Source organism: Haloferula luteola (assembly GCF_014201715.1).
Classification (GTDB): Bacteria; Verrucomicrobiota; Verrucomicrobiia; order Verrucomicrobiales; family Akkermansiaceae; genus Haloferula; species Haloferula luteola.
This window is the reverse complement of record NZ_JACHFD010000003.1, coordinates 217,879-232,386: the sequence shown is the minus strand read 5'-3', so window position 1 is coordinate 232,386 and position 14,508 is coordinate 217,879. Positions and strand designations below refer to the sequence as shown.

The 14,508-nt window shown below is 57.9% G+C and carries 10 protein-coding genes and 2 pseudogenes; 5 read left to right on the top strand and 7 right to left on the bottom strand.

Annotated elements, in window-relative coordinates; translation table 11 throughout:
* Positions 1–169: 169 nt before the first annotated feature.
* From HNR46_RS04450 to HNR46_RS04425, 6 genes are all read right to left on the bottom strand, one after another.
* Entirely contained in the window at positions 170–649 is a 480-nt protein-coding gene (locus tag HNR46_RS04450) for a hypothetical protein (protein ID WP_184016190.1), read from the bottom strand.
* 80 nt (positions 650–729) lie between these two features.
* Positions 730–1,176 (bottom strand): hypothetical protein, encoded by a 447-nt coding sequence (locus tag HNR46_RS04445; protein WP_184016187.1) that lies wholly within the window; start codon positions 1,174–1,176, stop codon positions 730–732.
* Between the two features lie 174 nt (positions 1,177–1,350).
* On the bottom strand, positions 1,351–2,805 hold the full coding sequence (gatB, locus tag HNR46_RS04440) for an Asp-tRNA(Asn)/Glu-tRNA(Gln) amidotransferase subunit GatB (protein WP_184016185.1): 1,455 nt from the start codon (positions 2,803–2,805) through the stop codon (positions 1,351–1,353).
* A 90-nt stretch (positions 2,806–2,895) separates the two neighbouring features.
* Positions 2,896–3,666, bottom strand: coding sequence for a hypothetical protein (locus HNR46_RS04435; RefSeq protein ID WP_184016183.1), 771 nt, complete (start codon positions 3,664–3,666; stop codon positions 2,896–2,898).
* A 75-nt stretch (positions 3,667–3,741) separates the two neighbouring features.
* Positions 3,742–4,398, bottom strand: a complete 657-nt coding sequence (locus HNR46_RS04430; RefSeq protein WP_184016181.1) for a cupin domain-containing protein — start codon at positions 4,396–4,398, stop codon at positions 3,742–3,744.
* Entirely contained in the window at positions 4,395–4,961 is a 567-nt protein-coding gene (locus HNR46_RS04425; protein ID WP_184016179.1) for an RNA polymerase sigma factor, read from the bottom strand. The genes HNR46_RS04430 and HNR46_RS04425 overlap by 4 nt, the downstream gene beginning before the upstream one ends.
* Before the next feature lie 347 nt (positions 4,962–5,308).
* Here HNR46_RS04425 and HNR46_RS04420 point away from each other — a divergent pair, with 347 nt between their 5' ends.
* Positions 5,309–6,625 (top strand): outer membrane protein transport protein, encoded by a 1,317-nt coding sequence (locus tag HNR46_RS04420; RefSeq protein WP_184016177.1) that lies wholly within the window; start codon positions 5,309–5,311, stop codon positions 6,623–6,625.
* A 321-nt stretch (positions 6,626–6,946) separates the two neighbouring features.
* On the opposite strand, the pseudogene HNR46_RS21490 reads toward HNR46_RS04420, so the two are convergent.
* Positions 6,947–7,219: pseudogene (locus tag HNR46_RS21490) on the bottom strand (IS30 family transposase); the annotation flags it as partial.
* A gap of 64 nt (positions 7,220–7,283) precedes the next feature.
* Between HNR46_RS21490 and HNR46_RS21335 the strand changes: the two are divergent.
* From HNR46_RS21335 to HNR46_RS04400, 4 genes and pseudogenes are all read left to right on the top strand, one after another.
* Positions 7,284–7,430: pseudogene (locus HNR46_RS21335) on the top strand (DUF4236 domain-containing protein); the annotation flags it as partial.
* A 135-nt stretch (positions 7,431–7,565) separates the two neighbouring features.
* Positions 7,566–10,751 (top strand): tellurite resistance TerB family protein, encoded by a 3,186-nt coding sequence (locus HNR46_RS04410; RefSeq protein ID WP_246417913.1) that lies wholly within the window; start codon positions 7,566–7,568, stop codon positions 10,749–10,751.
* Between the two features lie 6 nt (positions 10,752–10,757).
* On the top strand, positions 10,758–12,092 hold the full coding sequence (locus HNR46_RS04405) for an ATP-binding protein (protein WP_184016171.1): 1,335 nt from the start codon (positions 10,758–10,760) through the stop codon (positions 12,090–12,092).
* A 15-nt stretch (positions 12,093–12,107) separates the two neighbouring features.
* A complete protein-coding gene (locus HNR46_RS04400) occupies positions 12,108–14,438 on the top strand; it encodes a DEAD/DEAH box helicase (protein ID WP_184016169.1) in 2,331 nt (776 codons plus the stop codon).
* The last annotated feature ends 70 nt before the right edge of the window (positions 14,439–14,508 follow it).

Below are 14,508 nucleotides of genomic sequence, written 5' to 3'. Positions count from 1 at the left end.
TTTTCTCGATGGAGGCCCACCGCGGCAAGTCTGAGGTTCAGGAGGGGCGGTGGCCTCCTTTCTTGGGCGGAAAAGACTTGGACGACAGAAGGGAGCTTTCAGCCAACCATGATTCGTTGGGGGGCCTTGAGCCCCAGTGAGAGTCAGGGCAGAGTGATGTGCAGGAGGCTCAATTCGCGTCCTCTTCCAACTGCTGCGTCATCAGAACTTTCCATTCCTTAAAAAGCTTGAGGTGGATTTGTTCGTCGGGCGAACGCTGCTTGGAGAGAACTTCGAGATCAGAATCAGAACCCCACGGAAATACCTGCCATCCGTTGGCCGTTTTCACGCAAATCAGGAGTTCGTATTCGGCGCGGCGAGATTTCCCATAGTGGAAGCGGACCAGAGAGGCACCGAGCTCTCCGATCACCAGCTCTTTGTGGGTGGGGGCCAACTGAATGGAGCCCGATTCGATTAGCGGAAGGGCGGAGATGAAATCGGCGATGGATTGATCACGGGTCGGACTCTCCATGAACACCTTGGTGAGTTGTTCCGGATCACCACTTTGGACGGCAGCGAAAAACTGTGAAGAGACGTCTTCAAGCTCGGCATGGCCACCCAGAGTGAGGGCCGCAGAAGCGATCAGTGACAGCAGAAAGGAAGATTTCATGGGAGGAGGAGGGGAGGAGGATGTTAAGTGGATGATGGAGTGGGCGAGCTTCGGTGGAGTGCCGCTGGAATGCGGATTCCCTAGGGTTTTTCGCTGGTGGGAGGGTTGGCTTTGGAGGGGAGCCGATCTTGAATCAATTGCCGGAGCGCGCGAATTTCGTTTTCGATCGAGGCCGCTTGGGCGCGGCTCATGCGCGATTTTCGGGACTCGCTCTCTGTGCCTGGAAGGGCACCCAGATCTCGGATATTTCGGAGAAGTGAGTTCATCGTCCAAAAGGCCATCACCAACCCAAGTCCTGTCACCGCGACGCCAATGTGGGCGGACTGGAGAGAGACGCCAAAGGCATCGAAAGTGGAATCGGCACCTCGGTCGAGGACGACGGCGGCCATTCCAATCAGGACCGCGATTCCTGAAATGGTGTAGTTGCCGCGTACGACGTTTCGGTGGATCTCCCGAGCCTCCGCGATATGCACGTTCGCATGGAGAGTCTTGAAGCCTTGCTGAGGGGGGCGTGCGCCAACGGCCATGGGAATCCCATTCAGGAAGGGATTTCCTGATGAGTCAATAAGGATTCACTGTGAATCGCTTATGCTGACGGTTGAACGAGGGGCAGAAAGTGGCGTTGGAGAAAGGGGAGAGGTTCCAGCGCTTGAGCTCGCCCTTCATGAGAACGCGGTCAGGCGCGCTTCCTGGCGCTGGTTTCAGAGTAGCTTCTTTTGCAGAATTTCCGTCACCTGCTTGGGATTGGCCTTGCCCTTGGAAAGCTTCATCACCTGGCCGGTGAGGAAGTTCACGAGCTTTTCGTTTCCTGCCTGGATTTCCGCCACCTGCTTAGGATTGGCGGAGATGGCTTGATCGCAGAAGCCTTCGAGTTCGCTCGCGTCGGCGGGTTCGAAGCCCATCGATTGGGCCACTTCTCCCGGGTCCTTGTCTGGGTTTTCGAGGAGCACCAGGAGCACCTCTTTGGCTTGGTTCAAGGCGAGTTGTCCGCCTTCGACCAAGGTCAGAAGTTGCCCCACCTTGGGGCCGGAAACCGGAGCGTCGGAGATGGCAATCGAGCGCTCGTTGAGAAGGCCGAGAAGGACGTTCAGGAGGAAGTTGGCGGCCTTCTTCCCAGGAACCTTGCCATTGGCGGCCACCGCCTCGAAATACGTGGCCAGCGGAAGGTCGGCCGCGAGGACAGAGGCGTCGTATGCGGTGATTTCGTAGTCGTTTTCGTAGCGCGTGGCCCGTTCGTGAGGACGCTCACTGAGGAGGGGACGAACTTTCTCCAGAAGAGGTGCGGTGTGAATCGGCAGCAGATCCGGGCAGGGGAAGTAACGGTAATCGTGGGCGTCTTCCTTGGTCCTCAAGAGCTGGGACTCCCCGCGATCATCGTCCCAACGTCGGGTCGACTGGACCTGTTCGATTCCCGCTTGGAGTTCTTCCCACTGGCGTTCGACCTCATAGTCGATCGCGCGGCGGACCGCGGAAATCGAGTTGAGGTTTTTGAGCTCAATGCGATTGCCGTAGGGATCGGTTTCCCTCCGGCGGATGGAGATATTGACGTCGCAACGCAGCTGTCCTTTCTCCATGTCCGCATCGGAGATGCCCCCCTGCTGGAGGATCATTTGAAGCGAGCGCAGGAAGGCGAAGGCCTCGGCGGAAGATTGAAGGTCTGGCTCGGTGACGATCTCCATCAGAGGAGTGCCGGCGCGGTTGAAATCAATGATCGACGAGGTGCCGAGGTGGGTGGATTTGGCGACGTCCTCCTCAAGGTGAATCCGATTGAGACGGATCTTCAGCCCGGGACGGGGGATGTCCTTTTTGACATCGGTGGGGTAATTGAAATCGTAGACCGGAACCTCGCCGCCAATGCACAAGGGCAGATCCATCTGGGTGGTCTGATAATTCTTGGGCATGTCCGGATAGAAGTAGTTCTTCCGGTCCCACTTGGAAATTTCAGGAGAGCCGCAATCAAGGAGGAGACCCGCGAGCAGCGTCTTCTCAATAGCGTGGCGGTTCAGCACGGGAAGGGCGCCGGGAAGGCCCAGGCAAACGGGGCAAGTATGGGTATTGGGCTCGTCGGCAAAAGAGGTTTCACAGGCACAGAACATCTTGGTGTTCGTTTTGACCTGGCAGTGGACTTCGAGGCCGATGGTGACGAGAAAAGACATGTCCGATGGGAAAATTGAAGATTGCCGTGGGGCGGGGGAAGTGAAGCGGGATGGGGAGCGAAACGCCAAGGTTTTTGATGGGTCGATCGACTAGAGATCGGTGTTGCGAAGAACTTCGCGGAGATTGTCGTTTTCAAGAAGCCGATCGAGGCGCGGATCACGGAGAATCTCGGCGTAACGTCCCTCACGGGCGAGCTGGCGGAGTTCCGGGTCGGCGAGAATCAGCTCCCGAATGTCGCCCGTTTCGAGAACGGGAATGGCCTTCGGCGGAGGGTCGTCAGCGGTCACAATGAGCTTGGCAAGATCGAGCCGAAGTTGCGTCGTGAGAGGATCGACGGAATGGAACCAGTCGGCAGGGAGGAGTTCATCGATGCGTTGCTTGAGCTGGCTGAAAAAGGCCGCGGAATCGGAAGTACGGTCCGGTTGGGCAAATGATTGGATCTCGGCGAGCGAACCGGCATGCCGAAGCAGCAACGCGCCGAGGAAGCAAACAGCGGAGGTCGGAATGAGACTGAACAGCAGAGTGAAGAGCCGCGAGAGCCCCGATTTCCCTCCTGTTCCGGAGCTTTCGGAATCGCTAGGTGCAGGGAGAAGGCCTCGCACCGCGAACCGAAGAAGTAGCAAGGTGACGACAAAGCCTGCCACGGGCGCAATCCACGGAAGGGAGTGAGGGGGAAGATCGTGCTGCCAAATCCAAAACGCGACGAAACCGGCAAGGCAGAGCCCTAGGGTATTCCAAAGCATCTTCAGCAAGCCACGGAGCAAGGCAAACACCGCAAGCGTGGCAAACACCAACAGCGCCGCAGTGCCAAGGCTGAGGTCGTGAATCCAATCGAACTGAAGGGCAGGGAGGCAGTGCATGGGCCGGAACCCACAGTGCGCGAATCGCTCCGCCTGGCAAGAAGAGCCCCCGACACGGGCGAACTCGCCCGACATTCAGCGGCGCCGCAATGAGCGCAACGACCGCACCAAACCGGCATACAGACCGATTGCCCGTCGCGGATGGTTTTCCCGAGCCGTCACCATGATTGCCCGGCAGCCTCCATGGGAAATGGCCCGATGGTGACGGGTTCCCGGGGCAGCGCGCAGATAATCGCCCGCATGCATGTGATGCCCCTCGGTTTCGAGGTCGCCGCTGATCATGAACACCTCCTCCATGCCCTTGTGAGCATGGGGAAAGAACACGCCCCCGGGGTCGGCCTCGAGCAGCACCAGAGTATGGGGGCTGTCCTCGAGATCAGAGAGGATTTTCACGCGCACCTTCCCTCCGGGAAGATCCGTCCAGGTGCCCTCTTGATCGCCGAGGAAAAAATAACCCTGCTTGGACGGTGCGGAGGTCTCCTTCGGGGAGATCTTCGAGAAAATCGCGTCCTTGAGTGCCGCGGGCGGAGCGATCGGCGGGTAACTGGCCGCGGTCATTTCCGCCAAAGTTTCGTCGTATCCCATGGCCGCTCGTGCGGCGAGGCCCAGCGGGCATTCGTGACAGTGCTCCATCGCCGAGGCCTCGGCGCCATCGAGCGCGTCGAGGCCGACCAAGCAGGCAAACTCCTGGGCAAGATCGCGTGAAGACGAGGGTGGGCGTGTGGGGTTCATGGAAAGTCCGTCGAAGAGTCGGTCATCAGCAAACGAACGCGCTCCATGGCCCGGCGGATGCGTGATTTTGCCGTTCCTAGAGGGAGTTGGAGACGTTCAGCGATTTCAGATTGGGTGAGTCCGTGGAAAAAGGCGAGTTCGAGAACCGACCGGTATTCCGGACTCAATGCGCGCAGGGCTGCTTGCACCCGGGCAGCGCGCTCTTGGGAAATGAGGGCAGAACTCGGTTCAGCAACCTCGGGTTCAGGGGAGCGCTGCTCCAAAAACCGCTCCTGACCGACATGCTGGCGCTGGCGCTTGCGCAAGCGATCGATTGCCAGATTGCGAGTGAGGTGGATGATCCAAGACGACGCTTTTCCCAGCCCCGGATCGTAACGATCGGCCTTCTCCCACAGCGCGATGAATGCTTCCTGCAAAACCTCCTGGGCTTCCGCTTCGTTCTTCAGAATTCCCAAGGCGATACCGTAGAGGGCCGCGCTAAACCCATCGTAGAGCTGGGAAAGCGAATCCGTACAGCCCTTCGAAATGCGATCAAGAAGTTCCTCCGGGCTGGGATCGGTCATGAAATCAGGCGACGGAAAATCTCTCACCCGGATTGCGGACGAGGCCAAACATTTTCTGCATCCGGTCGAGAGACAGGAGCGTTGGTTGAGGTGGGAACGCGGATTTCAGCCAGTTTTCACCCTCTGGTTGGACCGGCTGCTATCTTCCCTGGCTGCTCCCTGCAGATGGTAGGAAAATGCGATCTTCAGGGAGTTGAGCACCGGAATCGGCATTCCCAGCATCCCTTGGCAACCCAAGAACCGATGCACCGTCGAGGTGGAAGGGTTTTCCCCCAATCCTTCCGCCCGACGGTCATCGGGGCAGCCGTGGCTCGACAAATCGCGCTGCGAGATGCGAAGGGAAGTTCGTGCACAGGATCAAGGGAATCATCGTTGGACTGATGGCGATCGGGGCGTGTTCCGTCCTTCAAGCGCAGGGGGTATTGCGATCGGGCTTTGGTGCTCGAGATGCCGGCTCAGCCGGAGCTTTTGGTGGAACCTCCGAGGATGCCCTTCCGGCTTTGCAGACCAACCCAGCCTCTCTGGCATGGATCCCGGAAAATCAATGGGAGCTTTCCCTTCGAGGCGGCTGGGGACGTGGAGTGTATGGAAAAGGTGGGACCCGCTCCACCATGGAAGTCATCGGAGGATTTCCTGAGTGGGCAGTGGCCTGGAAACCCCAGCAAGGCCCCTTGACCTTGGGACTGTCCGCCGCACCCTTGGCGATTGGTGTGATGGATTGGGACTACCCCGATGCTGCCGGAGGCATCGGAGGCATTTCCTATGGCTCCTCCATGGCCCACGACAGCGGCTTCTCTTCTTGGCGGGTCAATGCCGGTCTGGCATGGCAGCCGATCGAGAACTTCTCCATCGGAGCCAGTCTGGGCGCGGTCTACAGCCGGGTGGACTTCGATGCCCCATTCATCTTCCAGTCCAATCCCGCCCTCGCAGGGGCGAAGGTCGATCTGGATTTCGATACCGAAGGCTGGGAAGCCATGACCGAATTGGGTGTCTCCTGGAAACCCGTGGACGATCTTACCCTCGGGATTCGCTATCGGCCTCAGATGAATCTGAATCTGAGCGGGCGGGGAGAGGTCGACTTCAGCGCTCAGTTGCCCCCTCTGGGACTGGGCGGCGCCCCTAGCTATGCGACCTATGATGTTCGCACCTCCCACGCGCTCCCTCAGGTCGCTGGCGGTGGCTTCTCTTGGGAAATCGGGGATCGGTGGAAAGTCGGGGCTTGGGCGGACTGGATGGGATGGAAGCGTGCTTTCGACGACCTTGAAGTCACCTTGGCAAATGGAAGCAATGCGGTCGTCAATGGCGCCATCGGTGCCACCGTGAGAGACCGGGTGCCGATCCGTTGGAAGAATGCCTGGGTGGTGGCCGTGGGGACCGAATGGAAGCTGCAGGAAAACCTGTCCCTTCGGGCAGGCTGGAGATATGGAGAACCAGTGGTGGAAGATGCCTGGGCCACACCTCTCAATGCCTCTCTCCAAGAGCATGCTCTGGCTCTCGGGCTCGGCTGGAAAAAAGGTGAATGGAACTGGGACGTCAGCTACGAGTATCAATTCGGCGATGCCTCCAAAGTCGGGAAAAGCCGCTATCGGGCAGGCGAGTATGATTTTAGCAAAATCGACATCTCCGCACATCTCGTGGGAGTGGGAGTAAGGCGTGGATTCTAGGAGTTCGTTAGGTTATCTTCCTGCAACCGCAAGGAACCTTGGTGAAGGGGACAGCCGTGGTGCTGATTCGGGCGGCGGTGGTCCAGCGTATTTGGGTGGTACAGCGTAATTGTATTTGGGAGGATGGCTTGGGTAATTGTATCTTAGGGCCTGATCGTGCCTGCGGTCGTTGTCGTGGCGGACGCATGCGCGGAAAGCGAGCCGCGCGGGAGAAGGGGACATCGTGGCGGAGCCAGTTGTGGGTGATACGGTCCTACCAAACTCTTTGGCTCTGTTGGTGGGACCACTTCATCTTCGAGTTCCTTTACATCGTCGCTCACACCATTGGCGAATGAGGCCGTTTGTGTTTTCGTTAGTCCCGCGTTCCCATGAATGATGCGGGGTCGCAAAGTAGAAGTGCATCGAGAGCTACTCTTCGATTTCTCGATTGCCATGAAATTCGCACCCGTTGTCCGCAGTGATCGTCAAGTAGCATCGGCGATGGCGGTGGGTCAGCAGCATCATTGCCTTAAAGACCTCTTCTTTGGTGCGCGCCCTTACCTTGGCAATTTGAAGATACCCAGTCTTGCGCTCCACCAGCGTCAGGATGCACGGGATCGCGTAACTTAAGATTGCGGGAGAACATCTCACTTTGCAGAATAGGAGCCTCTTCTCCAGCATGAGCTTCTACCTCAGAAAAAGCGTCAAAGTTGGCCCTTTCCGATTCAAGCTTTCAAAGTCCGGTATCGGCGTCTCAACGGGATTCAAGGGATTTCGGCTCGGGACTGGTCCCCGCGGCAATTATGTCCACATGGGGACTGGCGGAATCCACTACCGCAAGACCCTTCCGATCGGAGGCAATCACAAGGGTGCCAATCAGCTGTCCGGTGTGGGGGGCTCTACGCCACCACCGATGCCGGGGGGTGGAGGGTCCCCTCTTCCGGAGATCCCTCCTGTCCGGATGACTGAAATCGAGTCGGCGGACGTTTCCCGAATGGTTCACAGCTCGTCCTCTGAGCTTCTTCAGGAACTGAATGCAAAGAAGGCGCTCATATGGTGGTGGCCGGGAGTCATCATCGCCTGCGTCATCGTCCTCTTCATGATATTGATGGGATTTCTTCCCTCCATCTTGCTTTTTCCTGGCTTCCTGCTGTCGATCGCCGCTGTGATCTGGGCCTACCGGCGCGATGTTCTCCGGAAAACGGTCGTTCTCCTCTACGATTTCGATTCTGCAATGGAGCAGGCATATGGCAACCTCCACCGCGCCGCTTCGATCCTCGCGAAATGTTCGGCGCGCTGGCACATTTCCGCAGCAGGTCGCGTTCACGACAGTCGTTATCATGCTGGAGCCTCCAGCCTCGTTAGCCGCAAGGACACGACGATCAGAGCAAAGTCGCCGGATTTCCTGAAGACCAACATCGAAACCATCGCCATTGATGTTGGAAAACAGACCCTTTACTTCTTCCCGGACAGATTGCTGGTATACGATGGGGGACGTATTGGCGCGGTCGGCTATGACGATATCAACGTTCAGGTTCAACAGAAGCGATTCATCGAGGACGGCAACCCTCCCCGAGACGCTTATGTGGTCGATCACACTTGGCGTTATGTGAACAAGAACGGCAGCCCGGACAAGCGCTTCTCCAACAATGCACGGTTGCCAATTTGCCTCTACGACGAGATCCATTTCAAGAGCCCTTCGGGCCTGAACGAAGTCATTCAGGTCTCAAAGTATGGTGTGGGAGTCTCCCTGGTCGAAGCGATCCGTTCCTTCGGAAAACTCGCACGACCGCATGCCCAGAACGGAGGAGCCACCGTTGAAAAGGCCATTTCTCCTGCTTCTCCCGCACCATCTCCCTCGCCCCCGCCGATCTCGGCCAGCCCTGTTCCCGAGCCTATTCGTAGATCCTTCACGCCAGAGCCACCACCAAGTCCTGCAACTCCAGCACCCCGACAGGTTCCCGTCCCGTCTACTGCTCCACCCGAAAGATCACCGGGAGTTCCTGATGTGTCCTCGTCAGTCCGTCCCCCCAAGGGCAGCCGCCTTCAATGGATTCTCCCCGGCACCTCTGCCCAAATCGCAGGTCGCACAACACAAGGTATGATATATGTGTGCGATACCGGCCTCGGGTGGGCCGACGAACCTTCCGCGATCTACAAAACCGCTGATGTCGACCAGCGACCTTCGGACAGGGAAGACCTTCCCTATTATCCGAGCTACTCGACGCTCTCACCTTCTCAGCGAGCGTTCTATTTGGATTGGCTTGCCAGGGGCCGTAGGGATGCCGTGCCTGAACACCTCCCTACGGGCTACCTGTTCCTGTTCTTCTACGGAATCGAACGGCGAATGCTCGTCGATGGCGATTTCGATCCAGCCATGTGGTTCGAGGTCTACGAGCTTCTGCGAATCTATGGACTCACGAGGAGAAGCCGTTCCGTGGCTTCCTATTTCGGGGATTTTCTCCATTTCACCTCCTACTCGCAGGGGCCAGCCGGCTACGCAAACGTCTGCCAGGGTCTTTTGGATCTTCAGGGAAGGCGGACCAGCGAAACTGCTCTTACGCTTGCCCTCGCAAACCATTACAGGGCCAACAAACCCATCGACTGGGCCATCGCCCATCTGGTGGCGATGAATCTCGATGACTCGCGACGTAGTGTCGTAACGGAACGGACAGGAGATGCGTTCAAGGGCATGTTTCGCAAGCGGTTCGAGGATCGTTACCCCGAGGGGATGGTGCTCAAGACATCGAAAAGAGAGCAAATTGTTCGCTATCAGACCGGGAACAATTCACTCAATCCGTGTTGCAGTAACTTTGCTGCAGGCGGAGGTGGATCAGATGCCGCGGTCCTTCTCAAGGTGCCCGGTGTGATGGGGATCAAAAGCCAGTTCAAGGCCCTTTCCTCCATCTGGAACCAGTGCATCGAGGAACTATCCGGCTACTCGCGAGCCGTCGCCAGGCTTTCCTCCGCTGCCTCGGTCTCGAACCAGGACCGCCTGAAAGCCCATTTGGCTCTCCCTGTCGAAATCAGAAAAGACCACCCGCATCCCTTGACTGATCCGTTCGCCGAGACTCTTCAAACCTGTCCGGAGTTTGACGGAATACATTTCATACCCGTGGGTCTTCTTGCCGGCCTTCTGGGTATTGGCGAGCGAGCTACCCTGACTCAGAGGCAAAGCGAAGATCTGGCCGCACTTGTCGAAAGCTTTGGCTATACGATCGCACCCCACCCTGTGATCTTGAACCTGCCGCTCGCCTGGAATCAGGAAGTGGCGCTCGCTGCGTGCGCCGAGACTCCCACTACTTCCAAAGAACTGGGGGGGCTTTTGCGATTGCTCTACCTCGCGGTATTGGTCGCATCGGCGGACGGCGTGGTGGATGAAACCGAACTGGAGGTGTTTCACCGGGCCTCCGGGATCAGCGATGAATATGGGCGCATCCAGATTCGGGCAACCGAGGCTGCGCTCACCCGCGATACCAACGTAGCCAGCAAGCAGCTCCAACGGATTGCGAAGTCTGTTCATCAAGGAGAGCGGATGATCGTGTTCAAACTCCTCGTTCAAATCGCCTGCTCCGACGGGGTGCTTTCAAGCGACGAGAACCGCCTGCTCCGGAGGATCTCAAAAGCGTTCCAAATTGGAGACGACGCCCTCGACAACGTGCTGACCGAAGACTCGACGTTTCAGACAGTCACCGTCTCACGCGGCAAAACCCGCACCGGGGGCGAAGCGATCCCCCAGTCCACGGAGTCAATCGCTCCTTCCTTCTCGCTCGATATGAACCGGATTGCGGCGCTTACCGCCGAGACCGCCGAGGTTGTTTCGATTCTGTCGAAGGCTCTCGCGGAAGAATCGCACGAAGATTCAGTTCCCGTCGCTGTCGAAGCCCCGGAATTGCAACATGCGATGATTCCCGAATGGATGGAATCGCTGGAATCTAGATATCACCCCGCGCTTCTGGAAATCATCGCGATTTCCGATCGTCAGACAATCGACATCGCAGCCATTGCTGGACGGCATTACTTGATGGCCGATGACCTCGTTGACGGAATCAATGCCTGGTCAGACGAAGCCCTTGGTGATTTCCTGATTGAAATCACCGACGACGGTCAAACCAACTTTCAGAGCGAACTCCTTCCCACCCACTGAACCACCATGCAGATCAAGCGACGTGAACGGGACTCCGTTCTCCAATCCCTTCAGGCCGGTCTGGTGCCCCGACAAGGACTTCATCTAATTCAGGTTGGCCGGAGAGCCGAGACGGAAGCTCTTCTTCAGGATATTTCCCGCATTCGTGACGGCGGATCATCGTTCCGGCTGGTGGTCGGAAGATTCGGAAGCGGGAAAAGTTTTTTCCTCAACCTCGTTCGCCACGTAGCTCTCCAGCAGAACCTCGTGATCGTTCAGGCGGACTTCACGATGGAGCGCAGGCTGCAGGCGACGGGAGGAGAGTCCCGCGCCCTTTATTCGGAACTGATGCGCAACATGACCACGAGGGCGAAACCGGAAGGAGCGGCACTCGCATCGGTGTGCACGAAATGGATCAGCGGGCTCCAACAGGAGATCGTCGGAGCCGGTGGCGACACTACGGATGTGGAAGCCAGAATCACCGAGGATCTCCGTGACCTGCAGGACTATGTTGGCGGCTTCGAGTTCGCCGAAGTCCTGCGCGCCTACTACCGCGGTACCGTGAACGGAAATGAAGCGGAAAAGGCAGCGGCACTCCGCTGGTTGAGGGGCGAGTATCAGACCAGGACCGAGGCGAGACAGGATCTCGGGGTGAGACGGATCATTGACGACGACAGTTTTTACGACAGCCTCAAACTGATGGGCGGATTTTGCCGCAAGGCGGGGTTCGACGGTATGCTTGTACTATTCGACGAACTGGTGGTGCTCAGCCATCGCCTCCCCAGTTCCCGGTCACGGATTGCCAACTTTGAAGCGATCCTCACGATTCTCAACGATGCCGTGCAGGGCAGCGCCCAAGGTGTCGGCTTCGTATTCGCGGGAACCGACGAGAGTTTGGAAGATCGACGCCGCGGGCTCTTCTCCTACGAAGCCCTTCGCTCCCGCCTTACTGAGAACCAACTGGCTACTGCCGGGCTTGTGGACCTCTCCGGGCCGGTCGTCCGCCTCCAAGCACTTTCGCCGGAAGACCTGTTCGTTCTCCTGCGGAATATTTCGGTTGTCCATGCCAGTGGCGACCACTCCGCCCGACTTGTCCCGGACGAAGGCATCGCAGCCTTGCTGCACAAAGCGAACGATACCCTCGGAGCCGATTTCTTCCGTACACCCCGAGATGTCATCCGGTCGTTCGTCGGGCTCCTGAACCTGATCGAGCAGAACCCCGGCAAGTCCTGGAGCGACATTCTGGGTCTAGATGGAATCCTGAGTAAACCCTCCGCCCCAATGTCCGCCGAGGAGGAGATTGCCCTCAATCCGGAGAATACCAGCGAGGAAAACGACGACCTCGCGAGCTTCAAGCTCTAGTTCCGCCAAGGCCACATGAGCAGTGCCTTCGAACGGTTGCACCCCGGAATCCAGCAAGCGCTGTGGGACATGCGCTGGAAGGAACTCCGCCCTCTTCAGGTCCGGGCCATCCATGAGTTTTTCACCTCGGTCGAACCTCTGATCCTCTCCGCCTCCACGGCATCGGGTAAGACGGAGGCGGCGTTTCTCCCTGTCCTCTCTGCCGTCGCCGGTCTCCCGGAAGGCTCGGTCCGGGCTATGTATGTCGGCCCGTTGAAGGCCCTCATCAACGACCAGTTTCTGCGCTTGGAGGATTTATGCCGACACGCCGACATCCCCGTCCACCGCTGGCATGGTGACGTGACCGCCGCTGCGAAACAGCGGTTCCGCCAATCACCGGGCGGCGTTCTCCTCATCACTCCCGAATCCCTCGAATCAGCCTTCATCAATTACGGGACCCAAGTGCCGAGAATCTTCGGTGGATTGCAACACGTGGTCATCGACGAACTCCATTCATTCGTCGCCGACGTCCGCGGCGTGCACCTCAAGAGTCTCATTGCTCGGATTTCACAAGTAATTGGGCATCAACCAAGAATGCTCGGCCTTTCCGCAACTCTTGCCGACTTCGATTCCGCTCGGGCATTTCTCGATCACCATCACCCGGAACGAGTGAAAATCATCGACGACGACGAAGGATCGCGATCCATCCGGATCGGTGTGAGGGCCTTTCCTCGTCCGAGACCGGCCCCAACGAAAGACGACGAAGAACTTAAGCAAGTCCCCCGGCTTGCCACCACCGCTCTGGAAGCCTGCCAGGATCTGGTTGCAATCGCCGAGGGAACTCAACGATGGGAGCCAATCGGAGAACCTATCAACGATGAGACGGCCCTGAGGAACTTGGCACTGGACCTTGCTTCGGTCTTCCGAAGCCATGCCAATCTTATTTTCACCAATAGCCGCGGTCTCGGGGAAATGCTGGCCGACGAACTCAATCACATAGCCGACGAACAGCGCTGGCATCGGAATCCGTTTCTCCTCCACCATGGGTCACTTTCGAAGGAAGTCCGAGAGGACGTCGAGCACCGGCTTAAGAGCAAGGAAGCCCTGTCGGTTTTTTGCACCAGCACGCTGGAGATGGGGATCGACATTGGAAGCGTGCATTCCGTCGGACAGCTCGCCCCGCCTTGGAGCGTCGCATCCCTCGTCCAGCGCCTAGGCCGATCCGGCCGACGCGAAGGTGAATCCTCGATCCTGCGTCTCTACTCTCTCGACCCTCCGCCGGGGCCGGATTCCAAGATGGAGGAACTCTTCTGTCCCCAGCTCTTGCGGTCCATCGCTCTCGTGGAACTCATGCTGGAGCGGTGGCTGGAGCCGTTCGATAACGACCCGTTTCATTTCAGCACGCTGGTGCACCAGATTCTCAGTCTCCTCCGCCAAACCGGCGGCACCACGGCCGAGAAAATCCATGAAACCCTGATCGCCAACGGAGCTTTTCACTCGGTCACCCCCCGGCAGCTTGGGGCAATCCTGCGCACCCTCGCCACCAACCGGCTGATCGAACAGATGCCAACCGGCGAATTGATCCTTGCTCCCAACGGCGAAGATCTTACTCACGGGAAAGACTTCTACGCAGCTTTCGCCGGCAGCGCGGATTATTCGATCCGGCATGGCCAAGTCATATTGGGCAAGCTGCCGGTGGAATCCGTTCCTTCGGAGGGAGAGCACCTCCTGCTCAACGGAAGGAGATGGATGGTCGTGATCATCGATAGTCGCTCCATGATCGTGGAAGTTGCTCCGGCGAAGGGGAGGAAGAAGCCCGTGTTCCTGGGTACGGGAGGGACGATTCACCGCAAAATCGTCGAGCAGATGCGTGGAGTCCTGGCAGGTTCCGACGTCCCGGCTTACCTGCACCAAGACGCGGCGAAGCTCCTTGACGCTGCTAGAATCTATGCAGCGAAAGCCGGCCTATTCGAAAAACCTTGGCTCAGCACGGCTGGTAGATGCCTAGTATTCCCTTGGACCGGAACTAAAGGAATGGAAGCTCTGAAACTTTGCGCCGAACTCGACGGCATCGCATTCGACGCCGGAAATCTCAGCATCCAATACCGAACGGACGAAGAAAGCTTGCGCCAGCACTTCGCCCGGGTCGCCGCTCGAAGATTCGAGCCATTTGCCCTCGCAGCGATCATGAAATCCCGGCACAAGGAAAAATATGACGACCTGCTTCCCGAGGATTTGTTGGATCTTTCCAACTCGCAAAGGACACTGTCAGTTGAAGATGCGGCCCAAGCGGCAGCCGAAACCCTTGGTCGTTTTATCAACCCTTCCTCTTTAATTTCATCAAAAGATACCTCTTATCTTGCATAATCGATCAAAACTCCCCTGCCTTAATATATAGTCATGGTTGACATGATGGGAATTTTAAGTTCTGTTCATG

What these genes read in the sequence shown, in the direction of transcription:
- HNR46_RS04450 (WP_184016190.1), bottom strand. Translation starts at nt 649, where the DNA reads ATGAAATCTTCCTTTCTGCTGTCACTGATCGCTTCTGCGGCCCTCACT.
- HNR46_RS04445 (WP_184016187.1), bottom strand. Translation starts at nt 1,176, where the DNA reads ATGGCCGTTGGCGCACGCCCCCCTCAGCAAGGCTTCAAGACTCTCCAT.
- gatB (WP_184016185.1), bottom strand. Translation starts at nt 2,805, where the DNA reads ATGTCTTTTCTCGTCACCATCGGCCTCGAAGTCCACTGCCAGGTCAAA.
- HNR46_RS04435 (WP_184016183.1), bottom strand. Translation starts at nt 3,666, where the DNA reads ATGCACTGCCTCCCTGCCCTTCAGTTCGATTGGATTCACGACCTCAGC.
- HNR46_RS04430 (WP_184016181.1), bottom strand. Translation starts at nt 4,398, where the DNA reads ATGAACCCCACACGCCCACCCTCGTCTTCACGCGATCTTGCCCAGGAG.
- HNR46_RS04425 (WP_184016179.1), bottom strand. Translation starts at nt 4,961, where the DNA reads ATGACCGATCCCAGCCCGGAGGAACTTCTTGATCGCATTTCGAAGGGC.
- HNR46_RS04410 (WP_246417913.1), top strand. Translation starts at nt 7,566, where the DNA reads ATGACTGAAATCGAGTCGGCGGACGTTTCCCGAATGGTTCACAGCTCG.
- HNR46_RS04405 (WP_184016171.1), top strand. Translation starts at nt 10,758, where the DNA reads ATGCAGATCAAGCGACGTGAACGGGACTCCGTTCTCCAATCCCTTCAG.
- HNR46_RS04400 (WP_184016169.1), top strand. Translation starts at nt 12,108, where the DNA reads ATGAGCAGTGCCTTCGAACGGTTGCACCCCGGAATCCAGCAAGCGCTG.